This is a genomic window from Variovorax sp. 22077 (assembly GCF_052044195.1).
Taxonomy (GTDB): domain Bacteria; phylum Pseudomonadota; class Gammaproteobacteria; order Burkholderiales; family Burkholderiaceae_C; genus Variovorax; species Variovorax atrisoli.
Window position 1 is genome coordinate 113459 of record NZ_JBQEQC010000017.1, and the last position, 26209, is coordinate 139667.

Sequence of the window (26209 nt, forward strand, 5' to 3'; positions counted from 1 at the left end):
CTGGCTGACGAAGCAAATCGTAGCAATTCGAGGCTGAAACACCAGTAAGACGATAGATTGCGATAGATCGGACATTTCCGACATCACCGCGGCCCGCAGCGAAACCATCGCGATGGCATGACTTCCGTCACTTGCGGCTCCTCCCACGCGCCCCGAACAATGGCGGCACCATGCACAGCCTTCCGCCCGTCTACCCTCGCATCAGGCGTGCCGGCCTGCTCGAGGAAGCGATGCGGCCGGTGCTCGACCTGATCGAGTCGCTCGGCGGCAGCCGCGAGGCGCACGAGGCCGTGGCCTTTCCCCTTGCCGAGGGTTCCGACCTGCTCGTGAGCTTCGTGGTCGACACGTCGGCCCGGTTCGCCACGCTGACGCGCGAAGGCCTGCTGGAGACGGGTCTCGATACACAGTCGATGTACGAGCTGGCCATCGACAACATGCTGCGGCTCGTGGTGCCCAATGTCCGCACGCGCGACTTCGGCGGCTACAAGGCGCTGATCGCGGGAGATGGCTTCGAGGCCTGCATGCTCCTGTTGCCCGACCTGTGGGAGCAGCTCGCGCAGGACTTCGAGGGCGAATTGATCGCGGTGGTGCCAAGCCGCGACGTCGTCTACTTCACCGACAGCCGGGGCGCCGCCGAGGCGCTGGGCCGCATGTGCGCCGCCGCCGAAAAGCTCAGGGCGGCTGCCGGGTCCGAAGGGCTCTCCGAAAGGGTGATGGCGCTGACCGCCGACGGCTGGTGCGTGCGCGGCACGCTGCACGCCTTCGCGCCTGCGCTGCAGGCCTGAGCTTCCGCTGCCGCTTCAGCTTCCCGCCCACACGTCCAGCACGTAGCGCTGGTCCGCGATCATCCTGTCCATCCACGCAGCGCTGTCGTGCCCGTGCTCGCGCGCGAGGTCGCTGAGCGTGCGACGCACGTCCGGCTCCATGCGCGAGCCGTCGCCGCAGACATAGACCACTGCGCCGGCCTCCAGCAGCTTCCACACGTGGGCAGCCTGCTCGCGGATCAGGTCCTGCACGTAGACCTTGCGCTCGCCGGCGCGCGAGAAGGCGGTGTGCAGCTTCATCAGGCCGCGATGCGCCCAGGCCTTGAGTTCGTCGGCGTAGATGAAGTCCTGCTCGGGATGGCGGCAGCCGAAGAAGAGCAGCGCTTCGCCGAGGGCGGTGCCCGCCTCGGCCTGCGCGGCGCGTTCCTGCAGGAAGCCGCGGAACGGCGCGAGGCCGGTGCCGGGGCCCACCATGATGATGGGCCGGCTTGCATCCTCCGGCAGCCTGAAGCCCTCGGCCGTGGTCTCGCGCACCACGCCGTGCACCGTGTCGCCGGCCTCGGCGCGCGCCAGGAAGTTCGAGCACACGCCCTCGAAGGTGCCGATGCCCGACTTCGCAGGCCCGCTCACCACGCCCACTGTCACGCTGCAGCGGCCCGGCGTCATGGCGGGGGAGGACGAGATCGAGTAGTAGCGCGGCGACAGCGGCGACAGCATCTCGAGAAACACCGCGAACGGCACCTGGCAGGCGCGGTGCTCCTCCAGCAGGTCGAGCAGCGACTTGCGCTTGTGCAGCACCTCGGCCTTGTACTTCGCCTGCGAGGCGTCGTCGCTGCCCGAGAGGGCCTCCAGCTTGGGTTTCGTGAACGGGCACTCGGTGTACGCCGCCAGCGTGGCGATCTGCTTGCGCGTGGCCACATCCTGCAGCTCGACGTAGTCGCCCAGCAGCCGGTCGACCGCGATCACCTGTTCCACCGGCAGCGATGCCTTGCGGCCCGCGGCCGCGTGCAGGCGCACGTGGGCCGTGCGGTCGAAGCCGAAGCGCGCCATCGCGCGTTCGACCTGTGCCGGGCCGTTGCGCGGCACCACGCTCAGGTGGTCTCCGGCGCGGTAGACCAGGCCCTCGGGCAGCATCAGTTCGACGTGACGCGTGGAGCGTCCGGCTTCAGCGTTGCCGCCGCGTTGCAGCTCGCGGTTCTCGATCACCCGCAGCGCCACCGCACCCAGCGCATCGACGATCGCGTTCTTCTGCGGCGGCGGCAGCTCCTCCAGCGCGTAGAGCGGCTCGCCCTGCGCTGGCGTGTCGGCGCCCGTCTGGATGCCGAAGGCCTTCGAGAGTGCGGGCCACAGCGCATCGCTCCAGTCCTGGAAGGCGCCGTCCATGTCCTCGCGCGCATCGCCCTCGCCGCGCGAATGCACGCGATCGGCGCCCAGTGCTTCCAGCCGCTCGTCGATGCGGCGCGGCACGGCCTGGTAGGTGGAGGCCCAGTCGGTGTTGCCGCAGCCGAAGACGCTGAAGCGCACGCCGTTGAGCGAGTCGTCGGCCTTGTCGAGCCAGCGGTGGAACTCGGCCGCGTTGTCGGGCGCCGCGCCGTTGTACGAGGCACAGACGATAGCGATCGCGCCGCTGGCTGGCAGCCGCTCGGCATAGTCGTCGAGCGAGGCCAGCTGCGTGGAGAAGCCGCGCATCTCGCCGGCCTCCGCGAGCTGCCGCGCGAGGTCTTCGGCGGTGCCTAGGTTGGAGCCCTGAAGCACCAGCAGCGAGGTGCCGTGGCGCGCCGCCTGCGGCTTGCGCTCGGCGGCCTTCGCGGGCTGCACCGGCGCCGCGGCTGCATCGCTCATGTTCCCGCGGGGGCGCGTGGCCGGGTCGCGCAGCAGCGCCTTGATCCTGAAGCCCTCGGGCTTGATCGTGAGCGCTTCCTTGATCTTCAGCTTGTAGCCCGTGTGGTCCACCAGGTTGAAGCGCTGCAGGATCATGCCCAGCGTGAGCACCGCCTCCTGCAGCGCGAACTGCCGCCCGATGCAGGCGCGCTGCCCGTTGCCGAAAGGCTTGAAGGCGTTCACCGGACGCTCGCGCTCGGCCTCGCGGCTGAAGTGCTCGGGGTTGAATTCGTCCGCGTCCTCGCCCCAGATGCCCTTGTCACGATGCAGCGCCAGCGCATGCATGATGACCATGTTGTTCTTCTTGATCGTGTACTGGCCGCCGATCTTCGTCTCTTCCTTGGCGCGCATCGAGATCGCAGGCGCGGTGGGGTAGAGGCGCAGCGACTCCTTCAGAACCTGCATCACGTACTGCAGGCGGTTGACCTGCGCATAGGTGGGCTTCTGCGTGGTGTCGGGGCCGAACACGTTGTCGACCTCGGCCTGCGCCTTGGCCATGGCCTCGGGGTTCTTCAGCAGAAAGTAGATGGCGAAGGACAGCAGCCCGCTGGTGGTCTCGTGCCCCGCGATGAGGAATTCGATGCACTCGTCGCGGATCATCTTGTCGGTGAGCTTCTCGCCGCTCTTCTTGTCCACGCCCGCGATCATGTAGCTCAGCAGGTCGGGCTTGGTGGCGATGTCGGCCCCGCTCGCGCGCCGCTCCTCGATGATGTCCTCCACCATCTTGTGCATGTAGCGGATGTCCTTGCGCTGCTGTGCGAGCTCCTTCTTCAGCATCAGCTCTTCCAGCGGCAGGCCGCGGCGGTTCTGCACCGTCTCCAGTGTGCGCACCATCGCGTCGACGAAGGGATGGAAGCCCTCGCGGTAGAAGGAATTGAAGCGGTAGCCGAAGCCGCACAGGCCGATGGTGTCGAGCGTGAGCGCGGTCATGTCGCGCACCACGTCCACTTCCTCGTCGAAGTTCAGGCGCTCCCACTTGGTGACCAGCTGCCCGGCGATGTCCAGCATCATCGGGTGGTAGGCCTGCATCGCGCGCTGGCTGAAGTTGGCCAGCAGGATGTTGTGCGGCTTCGACCAGGTCTCCTCGTGCGTGTCGGAAGTGAAGAGGCCATGGGAAGCGGCGCGCAGCCGGCGCAGGGCGCCGCGCGTGCTCTTGTCGAAGCGCTCCTCCTCGCAGAGCTCGTCCACCAGCGCGGGCGACGACACCACGATCACCGGCATGCCCGGCATGTCCAGCCAGTAGATGCCGCCCAGGTCCTGCGCGATCTTCCACATGTCGAGCACGGGGGAGTCGGAGCCGATGGACAGCAGGTTGCCGACGAAGGGCTTCTTCGCCGGATGCGGGATCGGGTGGAGCGAGTTTTTGCCTGCCATGGTCTTGTTGTGCCTTTGGAATGGACCCGCCTCTGATATCCGGGCTTCGAAGCCGGAGTATCCCGACGGCACAGGCGGCAGGCAGGACGGGGTTTCCCTTACAAACCTCCGCCCTCTTCAGCAGTCGTGAAGAAATCGCTCAGGGCCGGACCATCTTGCATTCCGTGCCCTGCGCGAGCTCGTTGCCGGTATAGACCGCATCGGTGCGGAAGCCGTAGTTGGTGCCTTCCCAGCCGGTCTTCACCGTCTTGCCGTCCACCGGCACGATGGTGTTGACCACCTGCGGCAGCAGCAGCTGGTGGTCTTCGGCACGCATGCGCACCGGGCCGACCACCGAGTCGAAGTTCAGGTCTTCGAGGGCATGCGCGACCTTCACCGTGTCGGTGGAGCCGGCCTTGTTGATGGCCGCGGCCAGCAGGCGCGGCGTCATGTCGATGCGCGGCGCGAGGAAGTCCTTGCCCGTCTTGGCCTTGTAGGCCTTGGCCAGTGCGTCCACCTTGGGCGTATCGGCCTCGCCCGGGTGCCATTCCGCCACCCAGGTCAGCTGTCCGAGCCTGGCCTGCGACACGGCCGTGACCGTGCCCGGCACCGAGCCCGCGCTGTGGTTGAAGTAGCGCAGGTCGTAGCCCGCGTCGCCCGCCGCCTTCAGCAGCAGCGTCATGTCCTGGCCCCAGTTGCCGGTGATGACCGAGTCGGCGCCGCTTTGCTTCACGTTGGCGATGTAGGGCGCGAAGTCCTTCACCCGGCCGATCGGGTGCAGCGTTTCGCCCACGAACTGGATGTCGGGCCGAGCCAGGCCCACCAGCTGGCGGCCGTAGCTGGCCCATTGCTTGCCGTGTGCGTAGTCCTGGTTGAGCAGGTACACCTTCTTCACGTCGGGCGTCTTCTTGATGTAGTTGGCCAGCGCCTTCATCTTCATCGCGGTGTTGGCCTCGGTCTGGAAGTGCCAGAAGCTGCAGGCCTTGCCCGTCATCTCGGGATCGATGGAGGAGTGGTTCAGCACGATCAGCTCCTTGCCCGGGTTGCGCTGGTTCCAGCGCGTCACCGACTGCACCAGCGCCGTGACCACCGAGGACCCCGAGCCGCCGGTCACGATGGCCTTCGCGCCCTGGTCGATGGCCGCCTGCAGCGCGCTCTGGCTCTCCTGGGCCGAGAGCTTGCTGTCGAACTGCAGCAGCTGCAGCTTCGTGCCGCCGAGCACGCCGCCCTTCGCGTTGATGTCCTCGATGGCGTACTGCGTGTGCATCAGCATCAGCTCGCCGACGTTGGCGAACGGGCCCGAGAGCGGGTCGATGTAGGCGATCTTGTAGGTCGCCTGCTGGGCATGCGATGCGCCAGCAGCGGCCAGCAGGCAGGCGAGGGCGATCCGCGCCAGTGGCGCTTTCCTGAACTTCATGGTGCTTTGTCTCCGGAGGTGTTGTCTTCAGTTCTTCGTTCGCAGCCCGATCACGCGGCTTGCCAGCCTGGTGAGCTCGGCCACGACCTCGTCGGGCGAGAGGCGCCCGCCCGGGCGATACCAGCTGTAGAGGAAGCCCGGCAGGCTGCAGGCCGCGAGCGCGGTGATCTTGGTCTCGGTGAAGTCGAGGTCGCCGTCGGCACGCGCCTCCTCGAGCAGCGGGCACAGCCGCTCGTAGAAGTGATGCGCGAGCTTCTTCTGCGCGGCGATGTACTCGGGCCGGTACACCTGCGGCTCGCGGTACGGGAAGAAGGCCACCGGGTGGTGCGAGATGGTCGCGCGGATCAGCCGCTCCAGGCCTTCGAGCACCTTCTCGCTCGCGCGGCGCGGGTCGGTGGCCGCGAAGTCGAGCGCGGTGAAGCAGTCGACCGCGGGGCGCCACGACAGCGTCTCGAAGATCTCCTGCTTGTCGCGGAAGTAGTAGTACACGAAGGGCTTGGTCATGCCCAGCTCGCGCACGATCTGCGCCATGGTGGTGTTGGCGTAGCCCTGTGCCGCGAAGAGCTGCGCGGCCGCCTGCAGGATGCGCTCGCGCTGCAGGTCGGTGCCCTGCGTGGCCGCGCGCTGCCGGCCCGTGCCCTGCGGAAGGTGCGGCTGCGCCGTGACGCTGCTCTGGTCTGCAGAGCCAGAGGGTTTTTGCCGTGTCGCGGAAGTTATACCCATGGGTAGGATTGTTCGTGCACCATGCACCATTGGCAAGCGCCAGCCCCTCGCGGGCTGCTATCGATAACCCTGAGAAAGTGACGCCATGGAGACATTGCCCGACCGCCCGCAGCAGCCCCTGCACGAGTACCTGCGCACCCACGCGCGAGAGCGCGGCGACAGCCCCGCCTGCATCTGGTACGGCCACACCACGAGCTGGAGCGCGCTCGACCGCGCCAGCGACGCCTTCGCCGCGCGGCTGCAGGCGCTGGGGGTGAAAAAGGGCGAGCCGGTGGTGCTCTTCCTCAACAACTGCCCGCAGTACCTGGTGGCGCACTTCGGCATCCAGAAGATCGGCGCCATCGTCTGCCCGAGCGGGCCGCTCAACAAGGAGCACGAGCTGGCCTACCAGGTCAACGACCTGAAGGCGCGTGTGATCGTCGCGGCCGCGCCGCTGCTGCCGGTGGTGCGCAAGGTGCAGCCCGGAAGTTCGCTGGAGCACGTGTTCGTGGTGCACTACGCCGACCTGCTGCCGGCCGAACCCACGCTCGACCTGCCGGCGGAGCTGGCCGCCGAACGCAAGACGGAACGCAGCGTGCCCGAAGGCTGCGAAGACTTCCTCGCCGTGATGCGCGCCGACGCGAAACCGCAGCCGGTGGCCATCGACATGGACGACGTGGCGCTCATGACCTACACATCGGGCACCACCGGCCTGCCCAAGGGGGCGATGCTGAGCTACGGCAACGCGCTCTTCAAGACGCGCGCGGCAGCCGACTGCAACGGCGTGGGGCCCGCCGACGTGCTGCTGTCCATCGCGCCGCTCTATCACATCGCCGGCATGCTGATGGGCGTCAACGTGCCGGTGCTCAGCGGTGCCGCCTCGGTGCTGCTGCACCGCTTCGACCCGCGTGCCGCGCTGCAGGCCATCGCGGCGTACAAGGTGAGCTGGTGGTACAGCATCGCGCCGATGAACGTGGCCTGCATGCAGGTGCCGGACATCGCCGGCTTCGACCTGCGCAGCCTGAAGATGAACCCGGTGACCAGCTTCGGCATCGCCTTCACCGAGCCACTGGCGCTGCAGTGGCGCTCGCATGCGCCCAACTGTACTTCCTTCGAGGCCGCCTACGGCCTGAGCGAGACCCACACCTGCGACACCTACACGCCGCACCATGCGCCGCGCTGGGGCACGCAGGGCGTCGCGGTGCCGGGCGTGAAGATCCGCATCGTCGATGCGGACACGCAGGCCGACCTGCCTGCGGGCGAGGTCGGCGAGATCGTGCTCACCAGCCCCGGCACCTTCAAGGGCTACTGGAACAAGCCCGAGGCCACCGCCGCCACGCTGCGCAACGGCTGGGTGCACACGGGCGACATGGGCAGGATCGACGCCGACGGCTACCTCACCTTCATCGGCCGCTTCAAGGAGATGATCAAGGTCTCGGGCTACAGCGTGTTCCCCGAGGAGGTCGAAACCATCCTCATCAAGCATCCGGCGGTGGCGCAGGCGGCGGTGATCGGCCAGCCCGACGCGGAGAAGGGCGAGGTGGTGAAGGCCTTCATCGTGCGCAAGCCCGGCGCCGCGCTCGAAGCCGATGCGCTCGTCGCCTGGGCGCGCGACAACATGGCGAGCTACAAGGCGCCGCGCGCGGTGAGCTTCATCGACGCGCTGCCCACCACCGGTGCGGGCAAGGTGCTGCGCCGCCTGCTCAAAGACAAAAGCTGAGAGGTTCCGTTTGCTGTTCTCCAAAGTTCTGATTGCCAACCGCGGCGAGATCGCGGTGCGCCTGGTGCGTGCGCTGCGCGACCTGGGCATTGCAAGCGTGGCGGTGCATGCGCGCGACGATGCCCCCGCACTGCATGTGCAGCTGGCCGATACCGCGGTGGCGCTCGATGCCACCGGCCCTTCCGCATACCTCGATGCCGCCGCACTGATCGAGGTGGCGAAGGCGCAGGGCTGCGATGCGGTGCATCCCGGCTACGGCTTCCTCAGCGAGCGCGCCGATTTCGCGCGGGCCTGCGCGGATGCGGGCCTGGTCTTCATCGGCCCCACGCCCGAGCAGCTCGGCCTGTTCGGCGACAAGGCACGCGCGCGCGAACTCGCCACGCAATGCGACGTGCCGGTGATGCCCGGCAGCGCCAGCGCCGTGACGCTCGCGCAGGCGCAGGCCTTCTTCGCCGGGCAGCAGGCGCAGGGCGCGGGCGTGATGGTCAAGGCCATCGGCGGCGGCGGCGGGCGCGGCATGCGCGCGGTGCTGAACGCGCAGGAGCTGCCCGAGGCGCATGCGCGCTGCATGTCCGAGGCGAAGGCGGCGTTCGGCATCGAGGGGGTGTACGTCGAGCGGCTGATGCTGAACGCGAGGCACATCGAGGTGCAGGTGATCGGCGACGGCAAGTCCGTGGCCAGCCTCGGCGAGCGCGAATGCACGCTGCAGCGGCGCTTCCAGAAGCTGGTGGAGATCGCGCCCAGTCCCTCGCTGCCCGAGGCCTTGCGCGCGCAGGTCACGCAGGCCGCACTGCGCATGGCCAAGGCGGTGGGCTACCGCGGCCTCGGCACCTTCGAGTTCCTGGTCGACGCGGCGTCGGCGACGCTGCCCTTCGTGTTCATCGAAGCCAATCCGCGCCTGCAGGTCGAGCACACCGTGACGGAGGCGGTGACGGGGCTGGACCTGGTGCAGCTGCAGATCGCCGTGGCCGCTGGCCAGCTGCTCGGCGAACTCGGCGTGGAGGCAGATCGCACGGCGCCGCAGCGCGGCTTCGCGGTGCAGTGGCGCATCAACGCCGAGACGCTCGACGCGCAGGGCAATGCGCGGCCCTCGGGCGGCACGCTCGCGCGCTTCGACCTGCCGGCGGGCCCCGGCGTGCGCGTGGACACGCACGGCTACGCGGGCCTCGCGCCTTCGCCGCACTACGACACGCTGCTGGCCAAGCTCATCGTGCATTCGCCCTCGCCGCGCTTCGAGGACGCGCTGCGCCGCTCGCTGCGCGCGCTCGACGAATGCCACATCGAGGGCATCGCCACCAACCTGCTGCTGCTGCGCGCCATCGCTGCGCGGCCCGAGTTCGCCGCGCAGGCGGTGCACACGCGCTTCGTGGAGGCGCACCTGGGCGATCTGCTCGCCGCTGCCTCGGCCTTCGAGAAGCAGGTGCGAAAGACCGCGGCTGCGTCCGCGGAGCCGCTGCCCGTTGCCGCCGACGACGGATCGGACGAATTGACCGTCAAGGCCCCGATGCCCGCGCGCCTCGTGCAGTTCGAGGTCGAGGTGGGCGACGTGCTGCCGGTGGGCGCGCAGCTCGGCGTGCTCGAGGCGATGAAGATGGAGCACCTGCTGCACGCGCCCGTGGCCGGCCGCGTGGTGGCATTGCTGGCGGCGCCCGGCGACTATCTCGTCGAAGGGCAGTCGCTGGTGAAGCTCGAGGCCGTCGATGCGCAGGCCGTGCAGGCGGAAGCCCGCGCGGAGCAGGACCTGGACACTATCCGCCCCGACCTTCGGAAGGTGATCGACCGCCATGCCTACACGCTCGACGCCAACCGCAAGGCGGCCGTCGACAAGCGCCATGCGCAGGGCGGGCGCACCGCGCGCGAGAACATCGCGGACCTGTGCGACACCGCGTCCGACCCAGCCAACTTCATCGAGTACGGCGCGCTCGCCATCGCCGCGCAGACGCGCCGCCGCACGCTGGAAGACCTCATCGCCAACACGCCCGCAGACGGCATGGTCACCGGGCTGGGCAGCGTCAACGCGAAGCAGTTCGGGCCCGAGGCTTCGCGCTGCGCGGTGCTGGCCTACGACTACACCGTGCTGGCCGGCACGCAGGGCATGCGCAACCACCACAAGACCGACCGGCTGCTGGCGGTGGCGCATCAGCTGAAGCTGCCGGTGGTGCTGTTCGCCGAAGGCGGCGGCGGACGGCCTGGCGACACCGACATGCCCATCGTGGCCGGCCTCAACAACCACACCTTCAGCCAGTTCGCGGCGCTGTCGGGCAAGGTGCCCGTGGTGGGCATCGTGCATGGGCGCTGCTTTGCGGGCAATGCGGCGCTGCTGGGCTGCGCCGACGTGATCATCGCCACCAGGGGCAGCAACATCGGCATGAGCGGCCCCGCGATGATCGAGGGCGGCGGGCTCGGCACCTTCGCGCCGGAGCAGATCGGGCCGAGCGGCGTGCAGTCGCGCAACGGCGTGATCGACATCCTCGTGGAGGACGAGGCCGCCGCGGTGGCCGCGGCGAAGCAGTACCTCTCGTACTTCCAGGGCGCGACCTCCGACTGGCAGTGCGCCGACCCGCGCACGCTGCGTCATGTGGTGCCCGAGAACCGGCTGCGCGTGTACGACGTGCGCGCCGCGATGCGCGGCGTGGCCGACACCGGCTCGCTGCTCGAACTGCGCGCGGGCTTCGGCGCGGGCATCGTCACCGCGCTCGCGCGCATCGAGGGCAGGCCGGTCGGGCTGATGGCCAACAACCCGCATCACCTGGGCGGCGCGATCGACGTGGAGGCGGCCGACAAGTCCGCGCGCTTCATGCAGCTGTGCAACGCGCACGGCCTGCCAATTGTTTCGTTGTGCGACACGCCGGGCTTCATGGTCGGGCCCGAGATCGAGGCGCAGGCGCAGGTGCGCCACGTGTGCCGCATGTTCATGGTGGCCTCGCACCTGCGCGTGCCATTCTTCGCGGTGGTGCTGCGCAAGGGCTATGGCCTCGGTGCGCAGGCGATGACGGCGGGCGGCTTCGATGCGCCGGTCTTCACCGTGGCATGGCCCACGGGCGAGTTCGGGGCGATGGGCCTCGAAGGCGCCGTGCGGCTGGGTTTCCGCAAGGAGCTGGCCGCCGCATCCGAGGGCGCCGAGCGCGATGCGCTCTTCAAGAAGCTGGTGGCGCAGCAGTACGAGAACGGCGAGGCCATCCACATGGCGCAGACGCTGGAGATCGACGCGGTGATCGACCCGGCCGATACGCGCACCTGGCTGGTGCGTGGGCTGTCGTCGGCCACGAAGGCGCAAGGGCCGGCGGTTGCGTACGTAGACACCTGGTAACCGGGCTTTAGACCTCGTCACGCGCGGGGGAACAGTGGCTCCGTACACTGGGCCGCTTTGCGCGCATGAATCTGGTCTCCCGATGGGCAGCCCGCCTCCGCGACGTGGCCGTCGCGCACTGGGTGGCTGCCTTCCTCCTTGCCCTGCTTGCCGTCGGCGTCCAGGCCGTCACGCCCGACGGGCGTCCGCGCCAGCCTGCGGAGGCGCATTGGGTCGCGAGCTGGGCCGTGGCGCCTCTCGACTTCGCCGAGCTTGCCATGAGCCCGGGCGGCGCCAAGTACTCGTCTCCAGCGGGCAATGATCTGCGCGGGCGCACGCTCCGCCAGAAGGTGGAACTGTCGCTCGACGGCGAGCGTGTTCGCATCCGTTTCTCCAACCGCTTCGGCAAGGCGCCGCTGCGCATCGCCGCCGCGAGCGCGGCGCGTGGCACCGGCGCCGAAGCCTTCTCGCCGGCCACCCTGCGCGAGCTGCGCTTCGGCGGGCGGACCAGCGTCACCATCGCGCCAGGCGCCGAGGTGTGGAGCGACGGCGTCGATCTCGCGGTGCAGGCGGGCCAGACCGTGATCGTGAGCGCCTTCTTCGATCGCGGCGCGCCCTTCGCCACCGTCGCCCTGCAGGAGCCGGGCACGACATGGATGGCGCCCGGCAACGTAGTGAAGGCGGCGAAGCTGCAGGACCCCGTGCCGCTATCGTTCAACCAGATCGTGACGGGGCTGGACGTGCTCACGACCAAGTCGATCCGCACCGTCGTGGCCTTCGGCGACTCGATCACCGCGGGCGGCGCGGAGGCCACGCTGGGTTCGTATCCCGACATGCTCGCCACCCGCCTGCGCGACACCCAGCCCGGCGGGCAGGACGTCGCGGTGCTCAACCTGGGCATCGGCGGCAACCGCCTGCTGGCCGACGGCATCGGGCCCAGCGGGCTCTCGCGCTTCGAGCTCGACGTGCTCAAGCAGAGCGGCGTGACGCACGCGATCATCCTGCTGGGCACCAACGACATCGGCCGCGCGATGTTCGCCAAGGTGCCGGGCGCCGAGCTGAAGCCGCGCGACATGCCGACGGCCGAGCGCATCACCGAGGGGCTGCAGCAGCTCGTGAAGCAGGCGCGGGCCAAGGGCGTGAAGGTGCTGATCGGCACAGTGCCGCCCTTCAGGAACACCCCCTACTGGAGCGAATCGAGCGAGGCCATGCGCGAGGCCGTCAACCGCTGGATCCGCGGCAAGCAGGACATCGACGGCGTGATCGACTTCGATGCCGCGCTGCGCGACCCAGCCGATCCGCAGGCGCTGAACCCGCTGTTCGATTCGGGCGACCACCTGCATCCCAACAAGGCCGGCCATGCGGCCATGGCCTCGGTCATCGACCTGCACGAGCTGCAGGAATGAGCTTTCAACGGTTCTTGCGCACGAGTGAGTGAGCGCTAGCAAGAGCCGAAAAGGCCCCAAACGCGCGTCACAGCTTTACACAAGACTTCGCGCGCGGCTTACAGGAGGTTCACAACGGCTCGGCAGCATGAAGGCTCCTCCAACAACTCATGAGGAGTCCTTCATGAAAAAACTCGCATTGGCTCTTTCCGTCGGCGCTGCATCGCTTCTCTCGGTGGGCGCACTGACCGTTCCGACGGCTGCGCAGGCACAACCGGTGGTCACCATCCAGGTGCCTCCGCCCCCGCCGCGCTATGAACGCGTTCCGCCGCCGCGCCGCGGCTACGTGTGGGCGCCGGGGCACTACGAGTGGCGCGGCGGCCGCCATGTGTGGATCCGCGGCGGCTGGGTCCGTGCCCGCCCGGGTTACGCCTACCGTCCGCCGGAGTGGCGCCAGGACGGCGGCCGCTGGGTCTACAACGCAGGCCGCTGGGACCGTGACGGCGATGGCGTGCCGAACCGCTACGACCGCCGGCCGAACAATCCGTATCGCAACTGACGCCACCGACGCGCGGGGCTGCCTTGCGAGGCGGCCGCGCCGCATCAAGCTTTCTAGCGGATGCTGACCAGCTCTAGGGTTTCGCGTACCTGGAATGCGGCCGGCCCCGCGCCGCCGCGTGTTTCCGCCTCGAAACGCACCACGCGCTTGAGTTCCGGCGAGAACCAGACGTTCGCAAGATAGCGGCCATACTGGTTGCCGACCACGGCGCCCGCGTTCGGGAAGCGTTGCGTATATCCCTTGTATTCGATGCGCACGACCTTGAATTCCCTGCCGCCGATGGTCAGCGCCGTGTCTTCCATCACGGTCGCGTTCAGGTCCATGTTGGAGCGCGAGCCGCCCAGCGTGGAGTTGTAGCGGGCTCTCCAGGCGGCTTCTTCCTTGAGGTTCTCCCTGGTCCAGCCGCCTGGGGGCATGACCGAATCGAATTCGCCTGCGATGGCCGACGTGACGCTGACGACTTCGCCGCTCGGCTTTTCCACCCAGCCACCGCTGTTGAAGCTGATCTGCTCGTCGGTCGATGGGTCGATCCTGTAGACCACCTTGCGGTAGGTGTTGGTGAGGCGGTCGTACAGCTGGTATTCGATGACGCTTGGCCGGCCCGCCACTGCACCTGCCTGGCTGGCGACAGTGGCCGCAGTGCCGGAGTTGCCTGAGGCTGTGGCTGGCAGGGACGCCAGCCGCTCGATCGCCCGCTTGCCGCGCTCTGGCAGCTGCGCAATCCAGGACGCCGGCATGGCGAGGTTCGCGGCTGCCGTGCCGGCTGCCGAGGCCGGCAGCAAGCCCACGAGGCGGCCTTGTGCGTCGAAGACCCCCGCGCCGCCAAGCCCTGACTCGGCTGCCGCGGTCAACTGCAGGGCTTCGAGTTCGCCCGCTGCGTTCCGGCGGATGCCGCCCAGCATGCCGATGCCCAGCGTCAGTTCCCTGCCTCGGGGGGCGCCGATCACGTACAGCGGCATGCCAACCTGCAGTGCATTCGCCGGCGCTACTTCGGCGACGGCAGCGGGCAGGTTCGGAATGCGCAGCTGGCACAGATCGCGCTCCACATCGGGCAGCGCCAGCGCTGCACCGTAGCTCACGTTGTCGCGCTTCAGCGTCACCGAGCCGGCCTTCGCGAGCAACTGGCAGCTGGTGACCGCGGTGCCCGCGCCGGTGGCGACCGCGCTGCCGGTGGCGAGCACCTTGCCTTGTGCGTCGCTGGCCTGCACCACCCAGACGCTGGGCGAGACGCGGGCGAAGAGTGTATCGGGCGGGAGTGCTGCGCCGCTGCGCGAATCCTGTGCGTGTGCCGTCAGGATGGGCAGCGCGATGGCGATCGCTGCAAGCGCGGGGGAGGACAGGTATTTCATCGCGCGCATCTCAGCGGTTGGCCTGCAGGAGCAACCGCAGATCGTTCAAGGAGGTCTTGGCAAAGGGCGTGGCTTCGGGCGGTGCCGGAGCAGGGGGGCGAGCGGCGGGCGATGGCGCTGGCGCGGCTGCCGCCGGCGGTGGCGGTGGGGCGGATGCGAGAGGCGCGGCGGCCACAGTTGCTGCGGGGGACACGGGCTTGCTCACTGCCGCGGGGGATGGGGGCGTTGAGGCCGCCGCATTGCCTGCGGACGGCACGGAGGTCGAAGCCTTGGCCGTCCGTGCGGAAGCAAAGGCATCGTCATAGGCCAGGGACTGAAGTTCCTTTCGGCCCTCGGCCTCGGAAACACGTTGGAACTCCGGTCGTCCGACGAGCAGGCCCATGCTGATGCTCATCAAGACATAGGCTGTCTGCTTCGGCCGCAGCACGACGTCGATCGTGCCTTCGGCTTCGGTCCGGGCACTGGCCCGATAGGTACCGGCCGGCCGGTCGATGTAGAAGAAGCTGTTGGGTCGCGACGTGCCCACCACCTGGCCGTTGACCGCGACATCGGGCTGGATTGCCGCACCCAGGATGGAGTTGCGATAGAAGTAGATCCGCCCTTCGTTCTCGCCCAGCGACGGCATGCTGCCCGCCATCTCCGAGAACCGGGGCCCGCTGGCCGAGCACCCGAACAGGCCGGCCGCAAGCACGGCCAGCAACACCCTACCGATCCAACGTCCCATCGCGCCTTCTCCTCTTTTTCTGGCGCGAGGATGCTACACCCGCCTGACGGCGGGTCTTCCCGGATGGAAGTTCAGCGGAACACCACCGTCCGGTGCCCGTTCAGCAGCACGCGGTGTTCGCTGTGCCACTTCACCGCGCGGGCCAGCACCTGGCTTTCGGTGTCGCGGCCGCGGGCCGTGAGGTCCTCCACCGTGTCGGTGTGGTCCGCGCGGGCCACGTCCTGCTCGATGATCGGGCCTTCGTCGAGGTCGGCCGTCACGTAGTGGGCGGTCGCGCCGATCAGCTTCACGCCGCGGTCGTGGGCCTGGTAGTAGGGCTTGGCGCCCTTGAAGCTGGGAAGGAACGAGTGATGGATGTTGATCGCGCGGCCCGAGAGGTTGCGGCACAGGTTGTCGCTCAGGATCTGCATGTAGCGCGCGAGCACCACGAGCTCGGCACCCTCGGCCTCGATGATCTCCAGCTGCTTCGCCTCGGCCTGCGCCTTGGTCGCAGCCGTCACCGGGATGTGGTGGAAGGGCACGTTGTAGCTGGCGGCCAGCTGGTAGAAGTCGCGGTGGTTCGAGATGATGGCGCGCACGTCGATGGCCAGCAGCCCGCTCTTCCAGCGGAACAGCAGGTCGTTGAGGCAGTGGCCTTCCTTGCTCACCATGATCACCGTCTTCATCGGCTCGGCGGCCGCGTGCAGCTGCAGCGTCATGCCGAAGCCCGTGGCGAAGGCCTTGAGCTCCTCGCGCAGCACGCTCTCGCTGTGCGCGCCGCAGGCGAAGCGCACGCGCATGAAGAACAGGCCCGTGTCGTGGTCGTTGTACTGGGCCGCCTCCTCGATGTTGGCCCCCCGCTCGAGCAGGAAGCCCGAAACGGCGTGCACGATGCCCGTGCGGTCGGGGCAGTAGAGGTTCAGGATGTAGGCGGGCGTATTCGTTGTCATATCAGTTCGGTTGCTCGATCACTCCGCAGGCGGCCACGCTGCCTGCATCGGTCTTCTTTCCAGGGATACCGCATGTCCGGCCTGGCCGGGCCGCGCTCCCGTTGAGGGGACTGTCGGCCGCATGGGGTCGGCAAGCCTGGGGTTATCCGGATCCAGGGGTGGGATTGTCGCAGGGGTGCCAGAATCGCGATTTTCCCCTCCCAGATCCCCCAACCGCAGGAGCGAGACATGGCCTACCAGGACTTCAACATGGACAACCAGTGGTTGCCCTTCACCCCCAACCGTCATTTCCGCAAGGACCCGCGCGTGTTCGTCGCGGCCGACGGCATGGAGTTCACCACCCACGACGGCCGCAAGGTGATCGACGGCATCTCGTCGCTGTGGTGCGTGGGCGCGGGCCACAACCGCAAGCCGATCAACGAGGCGATCAAGAAGCAGCTCGACACGCTCGACTACGCCACCGCCTTCCAGGTGAGCAACGACAAGGCCTTCAAGGCGGCCGAGATGATCGCCTCGCTCGCCCCCGGCGACCTCAACAAGGTGCTGTTCTGCAACTCGGGCTCCGAGGCCGCCGACACCTCGATGAAGGTGGCGCTGGCCTACCACCGCGCGCGCGGCGAGGGCCACCGCAACGTGTTCATCGGCCGCGAGAAGGGATACCACGGCGTGGGCTTCGGCGGCATGTCGGTGGGCGGCATCCCGGGCAACCGCAAGGTGTTCGGCTCGGCCTTCCTGCCGCGAGTGGACCACATGCGCTTCATCCACGACCCGGTGAACCACGCCTACATCCACAACGAGGAGCCGGTGTGGGCCGAGGACCCGCTGGTCGAGCTCGAGACGCGCATCCTGCCGCTGCACGACCCGAGCAACGTGGCCGCGATCATCGTGGAGCCGGTGGCGGGCTCGGCCGGCTGGTACCTCCCGCCCAAGGGCTACCTCAAGCGCCTGCGCGAGATCTGCGACAAGCACGGCATCCTGCTGATCTTCGACGAGGTCATCACCGGCTTCGGCCGCATGGGCACCAACTTCGCGTCCGACTACTTCGGCGTGGTGCCCGACATGCTGAACTTCGCCAAGTGCGTGACCAACGGCGTCATCCCGCTGGGCGGCGTGATCTGCCGCGACAAGCTCTACGACGCGATGATGAAGACCGACGCACCCGAGCACGTGGTCGAGTTCTTCCACGGCTACACCTACTCGGGCCACCCCGTGGCATGCGCCGCGGCCATCGCCACGCTCGATCTGTTCAAGCAGGAGAACCTCTTCGCGCGCGCCGGCGAAATGGGCAAGGTGCTGGGTGACGCATTCCACGGCACGCTCAAGGGCCTGCCCAACGTCATCAGCATCCGCAGCCTCGGCCTCGCCGCGGCGGTGGAGCTCGCGCCCATCGCGGGCACGCCGGGCAAGCGCGCCTACGAGATCTTCCTCGACTGCTTCCACAAGGGCGCGCTGGTGCGGCCCGCGGGCGACGTGCTGGTGATCGCGCCGCCGTACATCGTCGAGAAGTCGCACATCGACACGCTGGTGAACACGCTGGCCGACTCGATCAAGGCGCACGCCTGAACGAACGCTGAAAGGCCTTGCGGCGGAAGCCGCAGATCGATGTCCGGATACGGCCGGTGAAGGCGGCGGGGAACGCGCAGCATGTGAATGTTCGCGGCCCCACCGCCTTTGTCTTTGCCTTTGCTTTTGAAGGACACGATCATGCTCGAGCTGCAACTCAGCCGCCTTGCCTCGCCGCTGGGCGAGCTTCTTCTCGTCACCGACGACACCGGCGCGATCCATGCGCTGGACTTCGCGGACCATCGCGCCCGCCTGCACCGTCTCCTGCGCCAGCTGCACGAAGACCCGATCGAACTGGCCGAAGGCATCGTCGCGCCGCATGCGGTGGCCGATGCCCTGCGCCGCTACTTCGAAGGCGACCTCGCCGCCATCGACGCGCTGCCCGTTGCCACGCTCGGCGATGCACTGCAGCGCAAGGTGTGGGCCGCGCTGCGCCGCATTCCGGCGGGCCGCACCACCAGCTATGGCGAGCTCGCGAGACATCTGGGCTTCGACGATCCGCGCGCGGCCATCGACATCGGCGCGGCCAACGGATCGAACCCCGTCAGCATCGTCGTGCCGTGCCATCGCGTGATCGGCAGGAACGGCCAGCTCAAGGGCTACGCGGGCGGGGGCCTGCGCAAGCAGCGCCTGCTGGAGCATGAAGGCGCGCTGCCGGCGGCCGATGCGCGCGTCGACGAAAAGGCCGGGTGGCCGGAAACGATGCAGCTGTCTTTCTGAATCCTTCGACTGCCTGATCGAGTGCGCAAGATGGCAAGAAGTATTTCTGCTGCTTTGACAAAAGCGCGCGATTGCATCACGCTGCGCCCCCATTCCAAGACCGGGGGACGAGGATGTCGAAAAACATCGAACGCTGGATGGACAGGCCGTTGCCCACGACCGGTGAGGTCGTGCTGATGACGGTGGTTCTTGGTTCGGTCAGCGTCTGGCTGCTGCTCTGGTTCGGCGACTAGCCAGCCCGTGCCGCGCGAATGAGCGCGCCGTCGTGCGCGCTGCCTGCCTGCGTGTTTCGCGGCGATCGCACGGCCTTTCCCTTCTTCGTTATTTCTACCGGTTCGCGGGATGCCGCCTACCGGTTCCAGGGATACCGGCCACGGCAGCCGGTCCCTAGCATCCCTTCGCGAAACGCAGCACCCGTGAATCCAGCGGGGGCGTTTTCGAGAAAAGGGATCGTCATGCAACGCGTATTTCTTTGGGCACTGCTGTGCGTGCCTCTGGCTGCGCACGCCAACAACGTCGGCGAGAACGCCGCATGGCAATTCCAGACCAGCACCGACAAGGTCAACCAGGCCGCGATCCAGGACATGATCCGCAAGCAGAAGAGCGGCTACTACTCGGCACCGGTCTACAACACGAACAACTACATCGGCCGCCAGTACAACTGCAACGTCTCGGCCAGCTCCACCGGCAACGACGGCAACAACAGCACGGTCGCGAATTCGCCGAGCACGGCAGGCGCCACATCGAACGCATCGGGCAACGACAGCCGCACCGCGGTGGGCACGCTGGGCGGTGCGACGGTGGGCACCTCGCAGGCCAATTCGGGCGCGGTCGCATCGGGCATCGTCGGCGGCACCAGCTCGCAGGTGCAGGGCGCGGCCAACCAGGCGCTGAACTCGGCGCAGGGCAACACCGGTGCGCAGACCGCGAGCGTGGGCGGCAGCTCGGCCTGCGCCTTCGGCGTGCTCAACTGAGCGGGAGCGAGTCATGCAGCATCGCATCCGCCGCGCATTTGTTCTTGCAGCCGCCGTCGCCACGCTGGCGCTCGCGGGCTGCGTCTCCGCGCCGCAGCAGCGCTTCGCACCGAACGAGGCGCCGGTGGTGCTCGGGCCCTCGGTGCGCGACAACGTCACGCCGATGGAGGCGGTGCTCGCCTGCTACGCCGACCACATCGCCGCCACGCGGCGCCCGCCGGTGATCATCGGCGTGGGCGACGTGAAGGACTACACCGGCAAGTACAGCATCAACGAAGGCAACGCCATCACGCAGGGCGGCGCGCTGATGGTGTATTCGGCACTCGGCAAGCTCGGCGGCGCGGTGAGCATCGCCGAGCGCTTCGACCCGGTGATCGCAGAGCGCGAGCTCGCGTACGCCGATCGCCGCCAGCTCGGTGACGGCCGCACGCACCAGCTCGGCGGACCCAACGGCGGGCAGAACGTGCCGTGGCTGCCGTACTTCGGCGGGACCATCAACAAGTCCGACTACTTCATCGTGGGCGGCATCACCGAGCTCAACTACAACATCAACTCCGGCGGCGCGGAGTTCGGCGTGAACCAGGTGGGCGTGAAGGCGCGCACCTTCAGCCAGTCGGTGAGCATCGACCTGCGCATCGTCGACACCAAGTCGCTGATGGTGGTGCGCACGGTGAGCCTCACCAAGCAGTTCAACGGCTACGAAGTGGGCCTGAACGTGTTCCGCTTCTTCGGCAGCAAGCTGTACGACGTGGACATCGGCGCCAAGGGCCAGGAGCCCGTGCAGATGGGCGTGCGCGCCGCATTGGAAGAGGGCGTGGTGCGCCTCATGGCCGCCGTCACGCAGGTCGACCACCGGCCCTGCATGACGATGCGTCCCGGCGGCGGCGAGCCCATTCCGCTCACGCCCGCGGCCGAGCTGCGCAAGGTCGACAACCCGGGCGATGCCGCGACGGGCGGCGCGGCCGTCACCTCGCCGGTGGCGCAGGGCAGCGTAGCGGTCAATGCCGGCGGTGCGGGCGGTGCGCGCCTCACGGGCACGGCGACGCAGGTGCCCTTCGACTTCGGCGCGACCACGCTGGGCGGCGCCTCGCTCGCGCTCATCGACCAGATCGCCGGCGCTGCCAAGAAGGGCACGACCGACATCGTGCTGGTGGCGCGCGACACCGAGAACTGGGACGCCCGCAAGCGCGACGAGCTCACCGACCAGCGCATCGCGGCCGTCACCTCGGCGCTGGCGAACCGCGGCGTGGCACCGGGCGCCATCAGCATCACCTGGCGGCCCGACGCGGCCGACACCTCGATCCACCGCGACGGCCCGGGCCTGCAGGAGATCGCCAAGCTGCGCATCGGCAGTCCGGTCGTCGGCGGGGCAGCGCCTTCGTCCCCTTCAGCTTCTTCCGCTTCTTCTTCTGCCGACGGCGCCGTCAAGGGCGACTGACCGGCTCCCGGCGCGATTCACGCATCGCGCATCCACCCGTTTTCCAAGCCAGACGCATCCAACATCCGAGGAGTCACGACATGAAAGCACGCAAGATCCAGAGCCGGGCCGCACGCGCGCCCATGTTCAGCCGCAGCAGCATCGGCACCGCAGTCGCGATGGCGCTGATCGCCGCGGCCTCCGGCGCGCAGGCCGCGGAGACTTCGGTGGACGCCGCCTACAACGGCACCGCCACCGGCACGCCCTCGGTGAATGCGGGCACCACCAACTCGGCCAACGTCAATGCCACCATCACCGGCGCCACCGTGGGCACGACCTCCACCGGCACGCCGTCGAATCCGAACCCGGTGGCGGTGAGCACCAGCGGCAACCTGATCGGCGCGACCGCCACCGGCAACAGCTTCGGCAACGGCATCCAGGCTGCACCCGGCCTGCCGGTGAACAACGCGGCCACGCTCGGCGTGGCGACCAACACCGGCGTCATCGGCAGCAGCGTGACCGGCAGCAAGCTGGCCTCGGAGTCGAGCACGCTGCAGTCGGGCAGCGTGGTCAACGCAGACAACACCATCTCGGCCACGACCACGCTCAACAGCGGCAGTTCGGTGATCTCGGGCGCGGCGGCCGTCGCCGCGCCGGCGCAGGCCGGCACCTCGGTGCTGACCTACCCGGCGGGTGCGCCGCTCTTCGACGCCAAGGGCAACATCGTCGTCACCTCGCTGCAGTCGGCCACCGGCACGGGCTCCAGCGCGACGGTGCTGGGCAACACGGTCGACCTGATGCTGACCGCGAACGCGGGCAACACGCTGACCACCGCCGCGTCGCTGGAGCGCAATTCGATCTCCGCCGTGCTCAAGGCCAACAGCGCCAGCAGCACGGCCGAGATCCAGTCGGGCGGCGCGCCGACCTTCGCCGGCTCGGCGGTGGTCGCGAACCTGCAGGCGAACGGCAACGGCATCCTGGCTACACGCTCGGCCACCAACATCGGCTCGGTGGTCGTGGGCATCGTCAGCGGCGCGCCCGCGGGCGGCTCGAACGTGCTGCAGGGGTCGCTGTCGGTGCAGGGCAACGCGATCTCCAGCGCGGCCACGGGCAACGAGGCGCTGGGCGCCACGGCCGGCGTGGCGGGCAACCGCATCGTGGTCGACGACGTGAGCGTCGCGGGCAGCGGCACTGCGGCCGCGGCGGCCAACAACAGCATCCACAACGGCGCGGGCGTGACCAGCAACGTCAACAGCGACCTGGCCATCGTCAACAGCCAGGGCAACCTCGGCGTGACGACCGTAGCGCAGACCATGGGTGCGCAGATCCTGGCCGGCGTGCAGTCGAGCAAGAACAGCGCGGTCACGCTGGCGGACAACAGCATCACGGCCACCGTCGCCGGCAACACGGCCTCCAGCAGCATCGCCACCGGAAAGAACGCGGCCTCATTCACCGGCACCACCGCGGTGTCGAACCAGCAGGCCAACTTGAACGCACCGGTCAGCGCGCTGCTGCTGCCTTCGGTCATCGCGGCGCAGACGGGCGAGTCGCCCGGCACGGGCCAGACCACGGGCAGCTCGGTCAGTGTTTCCGACAACACCTCGGCGGCCAGCGCGCAGGGCAACCAGATCACCCAGAGCCTGGCGCTGCAGGCCGGCACGGTGGCGCTGGGCACCGGCAACGCCACGCTCACGGGCGGCACCAACTCCGACGGACGCGTGTCCGCCAGCGGCTCGGCCACGCTCACCAACCTGCAGGGCAACTATGCAGGCGGCATCGGTGGCGTCGCGGCCGCGAACATCGGCTCGCAGATCTGGCTGACCGCCAACGGCGGCGGTGCGGCGGTGGGCAACAGCACGCTGTCGCTGGACGGCAACCGGCAGGAAGCCGTGGCGCTGGGCAGCGGCGCCACCAACACGCTCACGCTCTCGGGCAACTCGGTGGGCACGGGCGCGGGCATCGCGAGCGTGCAGATGAACGACGCGAACTCCGCCGTCGGCGCGGGGCTCTCGAACCCCGAGGCGCGGCTGACGGTGAACGGCAACCTCGCGGGCGGCTCGGCCTCGCTCACCGACAACCTGCAGCGTGCCATCTCCTACGGCAACTCGGCCGCCAACACCCTCGGCGTGAACGCGGGCAACGTGGCGGCGGCGCCCGGCCTTGGCATCACGCCGGCATCCAGCGTCACCGTCGATGCGCTCGGCGGTCTGCCCTTCAGCAACGCGGCCGGCGCGCTGCCGACGGTGAGCGCCGCCTACGGCGTGCTGAACGACCAGTCGGTGCAGGCGAACGTCAATTCCGCAGCCGCCGGGCCCAACACCTTCGCGGCCGCGGTGGCCGGCAATGTCTCCGCCGCGAGCGTGGCGAACAGCGGCAACGCCTTCGTCGCCGCCGCCTACGGCAACGACGCGGCCAGCGGCGTGACGCTGAACCTCAACAACGTCAGCGGCGCGAATGCCTCGGTGGCCAACGTCACCAACACGCAGGCGGTGGCGGGCGCGGGCACCGGCGTCTCGGCCATCGCGGCCGGCGGCGTCGTGGCGCGCACCACGGTCACGGGCACGCTGGCCGATGGCTCGGTCACCAGCTCGGGCAACACGGCCGAGGCGCTGGCCTACGGCAGCCGCGCCACCGGCAACACGGTGAAGGTGACGGGCAACAACATCGACACCTCCGGCTTGTCGCTGTCGGGCGCGACGCTCACCGGCAACACGCTCGCCACCAACGCGGCCTTCAGCGTGCAGAACGCGCAGTCGGGCCAGGGCTCCGTGTCGGCGCAGCGCAGCGGCGGGCCCGAGGTCAACATCTCGGTCGGCGGCGCGGTCAGCGACTCGAAGATCGCCGCCACCGGCAACGCGACGCTGGCCGGTGCGACCAGCAACAGCGCGAACAACGGCGTGGCCGTCGATGCTGTCGGCGTCGCCACCACCACTGCGGTGCAGAACCTGCAGCTGACCAGCGCGGCAGTGAGCTCGCTCACCGGCCAGGAAGGCGCGCTGCTGACCAACAAGGACGGCGTGCAGGTCGTGCTGGGCGGCGCGAGCATCGTGGGCTCGCAGGTCACGGTGGACGGCAACTCCGCCGGCGGCTCGGCCACCGGCAACGCCGCGGCCAACCGCATCGACGTGAAGGGCAACACCATCGCGCTGGCCAACGGACTGCCGCTGGCCGGCGCGACCAGCGTCGGCGGTATCGCGGGCGCGGTGGCCGACCATGCGCTCTCGAACATCCAGCTGGTGACCAGCCCGACCATCTCTTCCAAGGTGGCGGCCGCCTTCGGCGTGGACACGGCGCCGGGTGCGGTCATCGCGGGTTCGACGCTGAGCGCTTCGAACAACACGCAGAGCGCGAAGGCCGTCGCCAACACCGGCAGCAACGCCATCGCGCTCGCGGCCACCGACGTGTCGGCCCGCTCCGCGCTGATGTCCTCGCAGGGCAGCGCGGCGGCGGTGGAGGCGCGCTCCTTCATGCAGGCCTTCGCGCCGGCCTCGGTGTCGAGCTCTTCGGTGAAGCTGTCGAACAACGCCAACACGGCGCTGGGCGTGATCAACGACGTGGACAACAAGCTCGGCGTCGCGGGTGGTACGTCGAGCGCGCTGCCGGCGCCGGCGCTCATCGGCCAGGGCCCGCTGCCGGGCAACACCATCGCGGCGGGCGACCAGGTCCTGGTGAACCGCCAATCGGCCGGCGCTTCGGTCACCAGCACCGCCGACACCGCGATCTACAACGAGGACCGCCTGGTGCTCGGCAACGCAGGCCTGGCCAGCAGCAGCTTCACCGCTTCGGGCAACACCACGTATTCGGAAGCGGCGGCCAACCGCGCGACCAACGCAGCCTCGCTGGCCGGCGGCGCATCGCAGTCGGCCAAGACTGCGGTGCTGAACGCGCAGGACAGCAGCGCGGCCGTGACCGCCAATGCCAACAACGCGACCAGGCTCACGCTGACCGGGCCGACCGCGCTGGCCGGCAGCAGCGCCACGCTGGACGGCAACGTCACCACCGCCGCAGCCACCGGCAGCGCCGCGACCAACAGCATCGACGTGAAGGGCGGCGCCATCGTCGGAGGGCTGCCGGCATCGGCAACCGCCACCGGCGGGACGGCTTCGTCCGTGGCGGCCTCGGCCGACCATGCGCTGGCCAACGTGCAGGTCGGCGCCGCTGCGGTGTCGGCCACCGCAACCGGCAGCATCGGCATCGACTCCGCGCCGCTGTCCAGCGTCAATGCCTCGACGCTGGGCGTGACGAACAACAGCCAGAGCGCCAAGGCCGTGGGCAACACCGCGCTCAACAGCGTGACGCTGGCGGGCTCGAACGTGGGTGCGCGCAGTGCGCTGCAGTCGAGCCAGTCGGGCACCGCGGCGGTAACCGCCTCGTCCACGCTCGAGGTCTTCGCGCCGGCCGGCTCCACCGGCTCGACCGTGCGGCTCTCGGGCAACGGCAACGCCGCGCTGGGCGTGATGAACGACGCGGCCAACACGCTGAGCGTGAGCGCGGTCAACACCCAGCCGGCGGGCGCTACGGGCTCGGCGACGCTCGGCGAGATCGGCGGCTCCGGCAACATCACGGCCAGCGGCGACCATGTGCTGTCGAACCGCCAGACAGCCGCATCGACCGTGAGCAGCACGGCCGCCACCTCGATCCACAACGACGACAACGCCGCGCCCACGACCACGCTGGCCAACGGCGCGCTCACGATCTCGGGCAACAGCACCTTCGCCGAAGCGACCGCCAATCGCGCGACCAACACGGCCACCGTTGCGAGCAGCGCCACGCAGGGCGCGAGCGCCGGCATCCTCAACGTGCAGGGCAGCACCGCGGGCGTGACGGCGACGTCGAACACGGTGGCCAACGCCACGCTGTCGGGCGTGATGCCGCTCAACGGCAGCAGCGTCTCGCTCGACGGCAACACCACGGCGGCGCTGGCGCGCGGCAACGCGGCGACCAACGTGCTGGAAGCGGGCGCGGGCAGCAGCTACGGCGGCGCGGCCGCGGCGGGCACGTCGAGCCTGGTCGGTGCTCCGCTGGCGCTGAATGTCGGCGCCAGCGCTGCGATCCTCAACAGCCAGAACAACGCGGGCACGGTGACGGCCGCCAGCACGGGCACCAGCTACCAGGTGGCGCTCAACGGCACCGTCGGGGGCGTGCCGAACAGCACGGCCGGCGTCACCGGCAACACGCTGGCCGCGCAGGCCTTCGGCAACAGCGCGACCAACCGCGTGACGCAGACGGCGCTGAACACCGGTGCGCCGAGCGCCGCCATCGGCAACTACCAGGTCAACACCGGCGCGGTGACGGCCACGGTGACCAGCGTGAACTTCGGCGTCGGCATCTCCGGCCCGGTGGGCAACAGCACGGTGCGCACCACCGGCAACCAGATCACCGCCTCGGCGACGGGCAACTCGGCGGTCTCGACGATCAGCTCACGCTGAGCTGCGCCGTTCCCAGGGCGACAGAAAACGCCGC

The 26209-nt window shown here is 69.1% G+C and carries 16 protein-coding genes; 10 read left to right on the forward strand and 6 right to left on the reverse strand.

The genetic code is table 11. From position 1 onward, the window contains the following. The first annotated feature begins 170 nt into the window (after nt 1-170). Entirely contained in the window at nt 171-785 is a 615-nt protein-coding gene (locus ACTJLF_RS23205) for a hypothetical protein (RefSeq protein WP_440883985.1), read from the forward strand. Nucleotides 786-800: 15 nt separating this feature from the next. Here ACTJLF_RS23205 and ACTJLF_RS23210 read toward each other — a convergent pair whose 3' ends face one another. From ACTJLF_RS23210 to ACTJLF_RS23220, 3 genes are all read right to left on the reverse strand, one after another. After that, nucleotides 801-4019, reverse strand: coding sequence for a bifunctional cytochrome P450/NADPH--P450 reductase (locus tag ACTJLF_RS23210; protein ID WP_440883986.1), 3219 nt, complete (start codon nt 4017-4019; stop codon nt 801-803). Nucleotides 4020-4158: 139 nt separating this feature from the next. Then, nucleotides 4159-5415 carry a branched-chain amino acid ABC transporter substrate-binding protein gene (locus ACTJLF_RS23215; protein WP_019657532.1) on the reverse strand — a complete coding sequence of 419 codons (1257 nt, stop codon included), beginning with the start codon at nt 5413-5415 and terminating at the stop codon, nt 4159-4161. Nucleotides 5416-5442: 27 nt separating this feature from the next. Continuing rightward, complete coding sequence (locus tag ACTJLF_RS23220) at nt 5443-6138, reverse strand: TetR/AcrR family transcriptional regulator (protein WP_126185873.1); 696 nt, start codon at nt 6136-6138, stop codon at nt 5443-5445. Between the two features lie 85 nt (nt 6139-6223). On the opposite strand from ACTJLF_RS23220, the gene ACTJLF_RS23225 reads away from it, so the two are divergent. The 4 genes from ACTJLF_RS23225 (at nt 6224) to ACTJLF_RS23240 (ending at nt 13070) form a co-directional block, all read left to right on the forward strand. Beyond that, entirely contained in the window at nt 6224-7837 is a 1614-nt protein-coding gene (locus ACTJLF_RS23225; protein WP_145761617.1) for an AMP-binding protein, read from the forward strand. 13 nt (nt 7838-7850) lie between these two features. Beyond that, nucleotides 7851-11147 (forward strand): carboxyl transferase domain-containing protein, encoded by a 3297-nt coding sequence (locus ACTJLF_RS23230; protein WP_440883998.1) that lies wholly within the window; start codon nt 7851-7853, stop codon nt 11145-11147. Between the two features lie 65 nt (nt 11148-11212). Then, nucleotides 11213-12532 carry an SGNH/GDSL hydrolase family protein gene (locus ACTJLF_RS23235; protein WP_208604412.1) on the forward strand — a complete coding sequence of 440 codons (1320 nt, stop codon included), beginning with the start codon at nt 11213-11215 and terminating at the stop codon, nt 12530-12532. Nucleotides 12533-12695: 163 nt separating this feature from the next. Then, the gene (locus ACTJLF_RS23240) at nt 12696-13070 is read left to right on the forward strand and encodes a YXWGXW repeat-containing protein (RefSeq protein WP_019657527.1); all 375 of its coding nucleotides are present in this window, start codon (nt 12696-12698) and stop codon (nt 13068-13070) included. A gap of 53 nt (nt 13071-13123) precedes the next feature. On the opposite strand, the gene ACTJLF_RS23245 is transcribed toward ACTJLF_RS23240, so the two are convergent. From ACTJLF_RS23245 to purU, 3 genes are all read right to left on the reverse strand, one after another. Then, complete coding sequence (locus ACTJLF_RS23245) at nt 13124-14419, reverse strand: S1 family peptidase (RefSeq protein ID WP_440883987.1); 1296 nt, start codon at nt 14417-14419, stop codon at nt 13124-13126. Between the two features lie 10 nt (nt 14420-14429). After that, entirely contained in the window at nt 14430-15143 is a 714-nt protein-coding gene (locus ACTJLF_RS23250; RefSeq protein ID WP_440883988.1) for a DUF2846 domain-containing protein, read from the reverse strand. 71 nt (nt 15144-15214) lie between these two features. After that, a complete protein-coding gene (gene purU, locus ACTJLF_RS23255) occupies nt 15215-16072 on the reverse strand; it encodes a formyltetrahydrofolate deformylase (protein WP_019657524.1) in 858 nt (285 codons plus the stop codon). Between the two features lie 228 nt (nt 16073-16300). Between purU and ACTJLF_RS23260 the strand changes: the two genes are divergently transcribed. The 5 genes from ACTJLF_RS23260 to ACTJLF_RS23280 all read left to right on the forward strand — a co-directional run bounded on the left by ACTJLF_RS23260 (nt 16301) and on the right by ACTJLF_RS23280 (nt 26175). Then, nucleotides 16301-17635: an aminotransferase class III-fold pyridoxal phosphate-dependent enzyme gene (locus ACTJLF_RS23260; RefSeq protein WP_126185868.1), complete on the forward strand. Its 1335-nt coding sequence runs from the start codon at nt 16301-16303 to the stop codon at nt 17633-17635. Between the two features lie 141 nt (nt 17636-17776). Further along, on the forward strand, nt 17777-18355 hold the full coding sequence (locus tag ACTJLF_RS23265; RefSeq protein WP_440883989.1) for a methylated-DNA--[protein]-cysteine S-methyltransferase: 579 nt from the start codon (nt 17777-17779) through the stop codon (nt 18353-18355). A 455-nt stretch (nt 18356-18810) separates the two neighbouring features. Continuing rightward, a complete protein-coding gene (locus ACTJLF_RS23270; RefSeq protein WP_063827435.1) occupies nt 18811-19329 on the forward strand; it encodes a hypothetical protein in 519 nt (172 codons plus the stop codon). Nucleotides 19330-19342: 13 nt separating this feature from the next. Then, complete coding sequence (locus ACTJLF_RS23275; protein ID WP_126185866.1) at nt 19343-20767, forward strand: CsgG/HfaB family protein; 1425 nt, start codon at nt 19343-19345, stop codon at nt 20765-20767. Nucleotides 20768-20847: 80 nt separating this feature from the next. After that, a complete protein-coding gene (locus tag ACTJLF_RS23280) occupies nt 20848-26175 on the forward strand; it encodes a beta strand repeat-containing protein (RefSeq protein ID WP_440883990.1) in 5328 nt (1775 codons plus the stop codon). The last annotated feature ends 34 nt before the right edge of the window (nt 26176-26209 follow it).

What these genes read in the sequence shown, in the direction of transcription:
- ACTJLF_RS23205 (WP_440883985.1), top strand. Translation starts at nt 171, where the DNA reads ATGCACAGCCTTCCGCCCGTCTACCCTCGCATCAGGCGTGCCGGCCTG.
- ACTJLF_RS23210 (WP_440883986.1), bottom strand. Translation starts at nt 4,019, where the DNA reads ATGGCAGGCAAAAACTCGCTCCACCCGATCCCGCATCCGGCGAAGAAG.
- ACTJLF_RS23215 (WP_019657532.1), bottom strand. Translation starts at nt 5,415, where the DNA reads ATGAAGTTCAGGAAAGCGCCACTGGCGCGGATCGCCCTCGCCTGCCTG.
- ACTJLF_RS23220 (WP_126185873.1), bottom strand. Translation starts at nt 6,138, where the DNA reads ATGGGTATAACTTCCGCGACACGGCAAAAACCCTCTGGCTCTGCAGAC.
- ACTJLF_RS23225 (WP_145761617.1), top strand. Translation starts at nt 6,224, where the DNA reads ATGGAGACATTGCCCGACCGCCCGCAGCAGCCCCTGCACGAGTACCTG.
- ACTJLF_RS23235 (WP_208604412.1), top strand. Translation starts at nt 11,213, where the DNA reads ATGAATCTGGTCTCCCGATGGGCAGCCCGCCTCCGCGACGTGGCCGTC.
- ACTJLF_RS23240 (WP_019657527.1), top strand. Translation starts at nt 12,696, where the DNA reads ATGAAAAAACTCGCATTGGCTCTTTCCGTCGGCGCTGCATCGCTTCTC.
- ACTJLF_RS23245 (WP_440883987.1), bottom strand. Translation starts at nt 14,419, where the DNA reads ATGAAATACCTGTCCTCCCCCGCGCTTGCAGCGATCGCCATCGCGCTG.
- ACTJLF_RS23250 (WP_440883988.1), bottom strand. Translation starts at nt 15,143, where the DNA reads ATGGGACGTTGGATCGGTAGGGTGTTGCTGGCCGTGCTTGCGGCCGGC.
- purU (WP_019657524.1), bottom strand. Translation starts at nt 16,072, where the DNA reads ATGACAACGAATACGCCCGCCTACATCCTGAACCTCTACTGCCCCGAC.
- ACTJLF_RS23260 (WP_126185868.1), top strand. Translation starts at nt 16,301, where the DNA reads ATGGCCTACCAGGACTTCAACATGGACAACCAGTGGTTGCCCTTCACC.
- ACTJLF_RS23265 (WP_440883989.1), top strand. Translation starts at nt 17,777, where the DNA reads ATGCTCGAGCTGCAACTCAGCCGCCTTGCCTCGCCGCTGGGCGAGCTT.
- ACTJLF_RS23270 (WP_063827435.1), top strand. Translation starts at nt 18,811, where the DNA reads ATGCAACGCGTATTTCTTTGGGCACTGCTGTGCGTGCCTCTGGCTGCG.
- ACTJLF_RS23275 (WP_126185866.1), top strand. Translation starts at nt 19,343, where the DNA reads ATGCAGCATCGCATCCGCCGCGCATTTGTTCTTGCAGCCGCCGTCGCC.
- ACTJLF_RS23280 (WP_440883990.1), top strand. Translation starts at nt 20,848, where the DNA reads ATGAAAGCACGCAAGATCCAGAGCCGGGCCGCACGCGCGCCCATGTTC.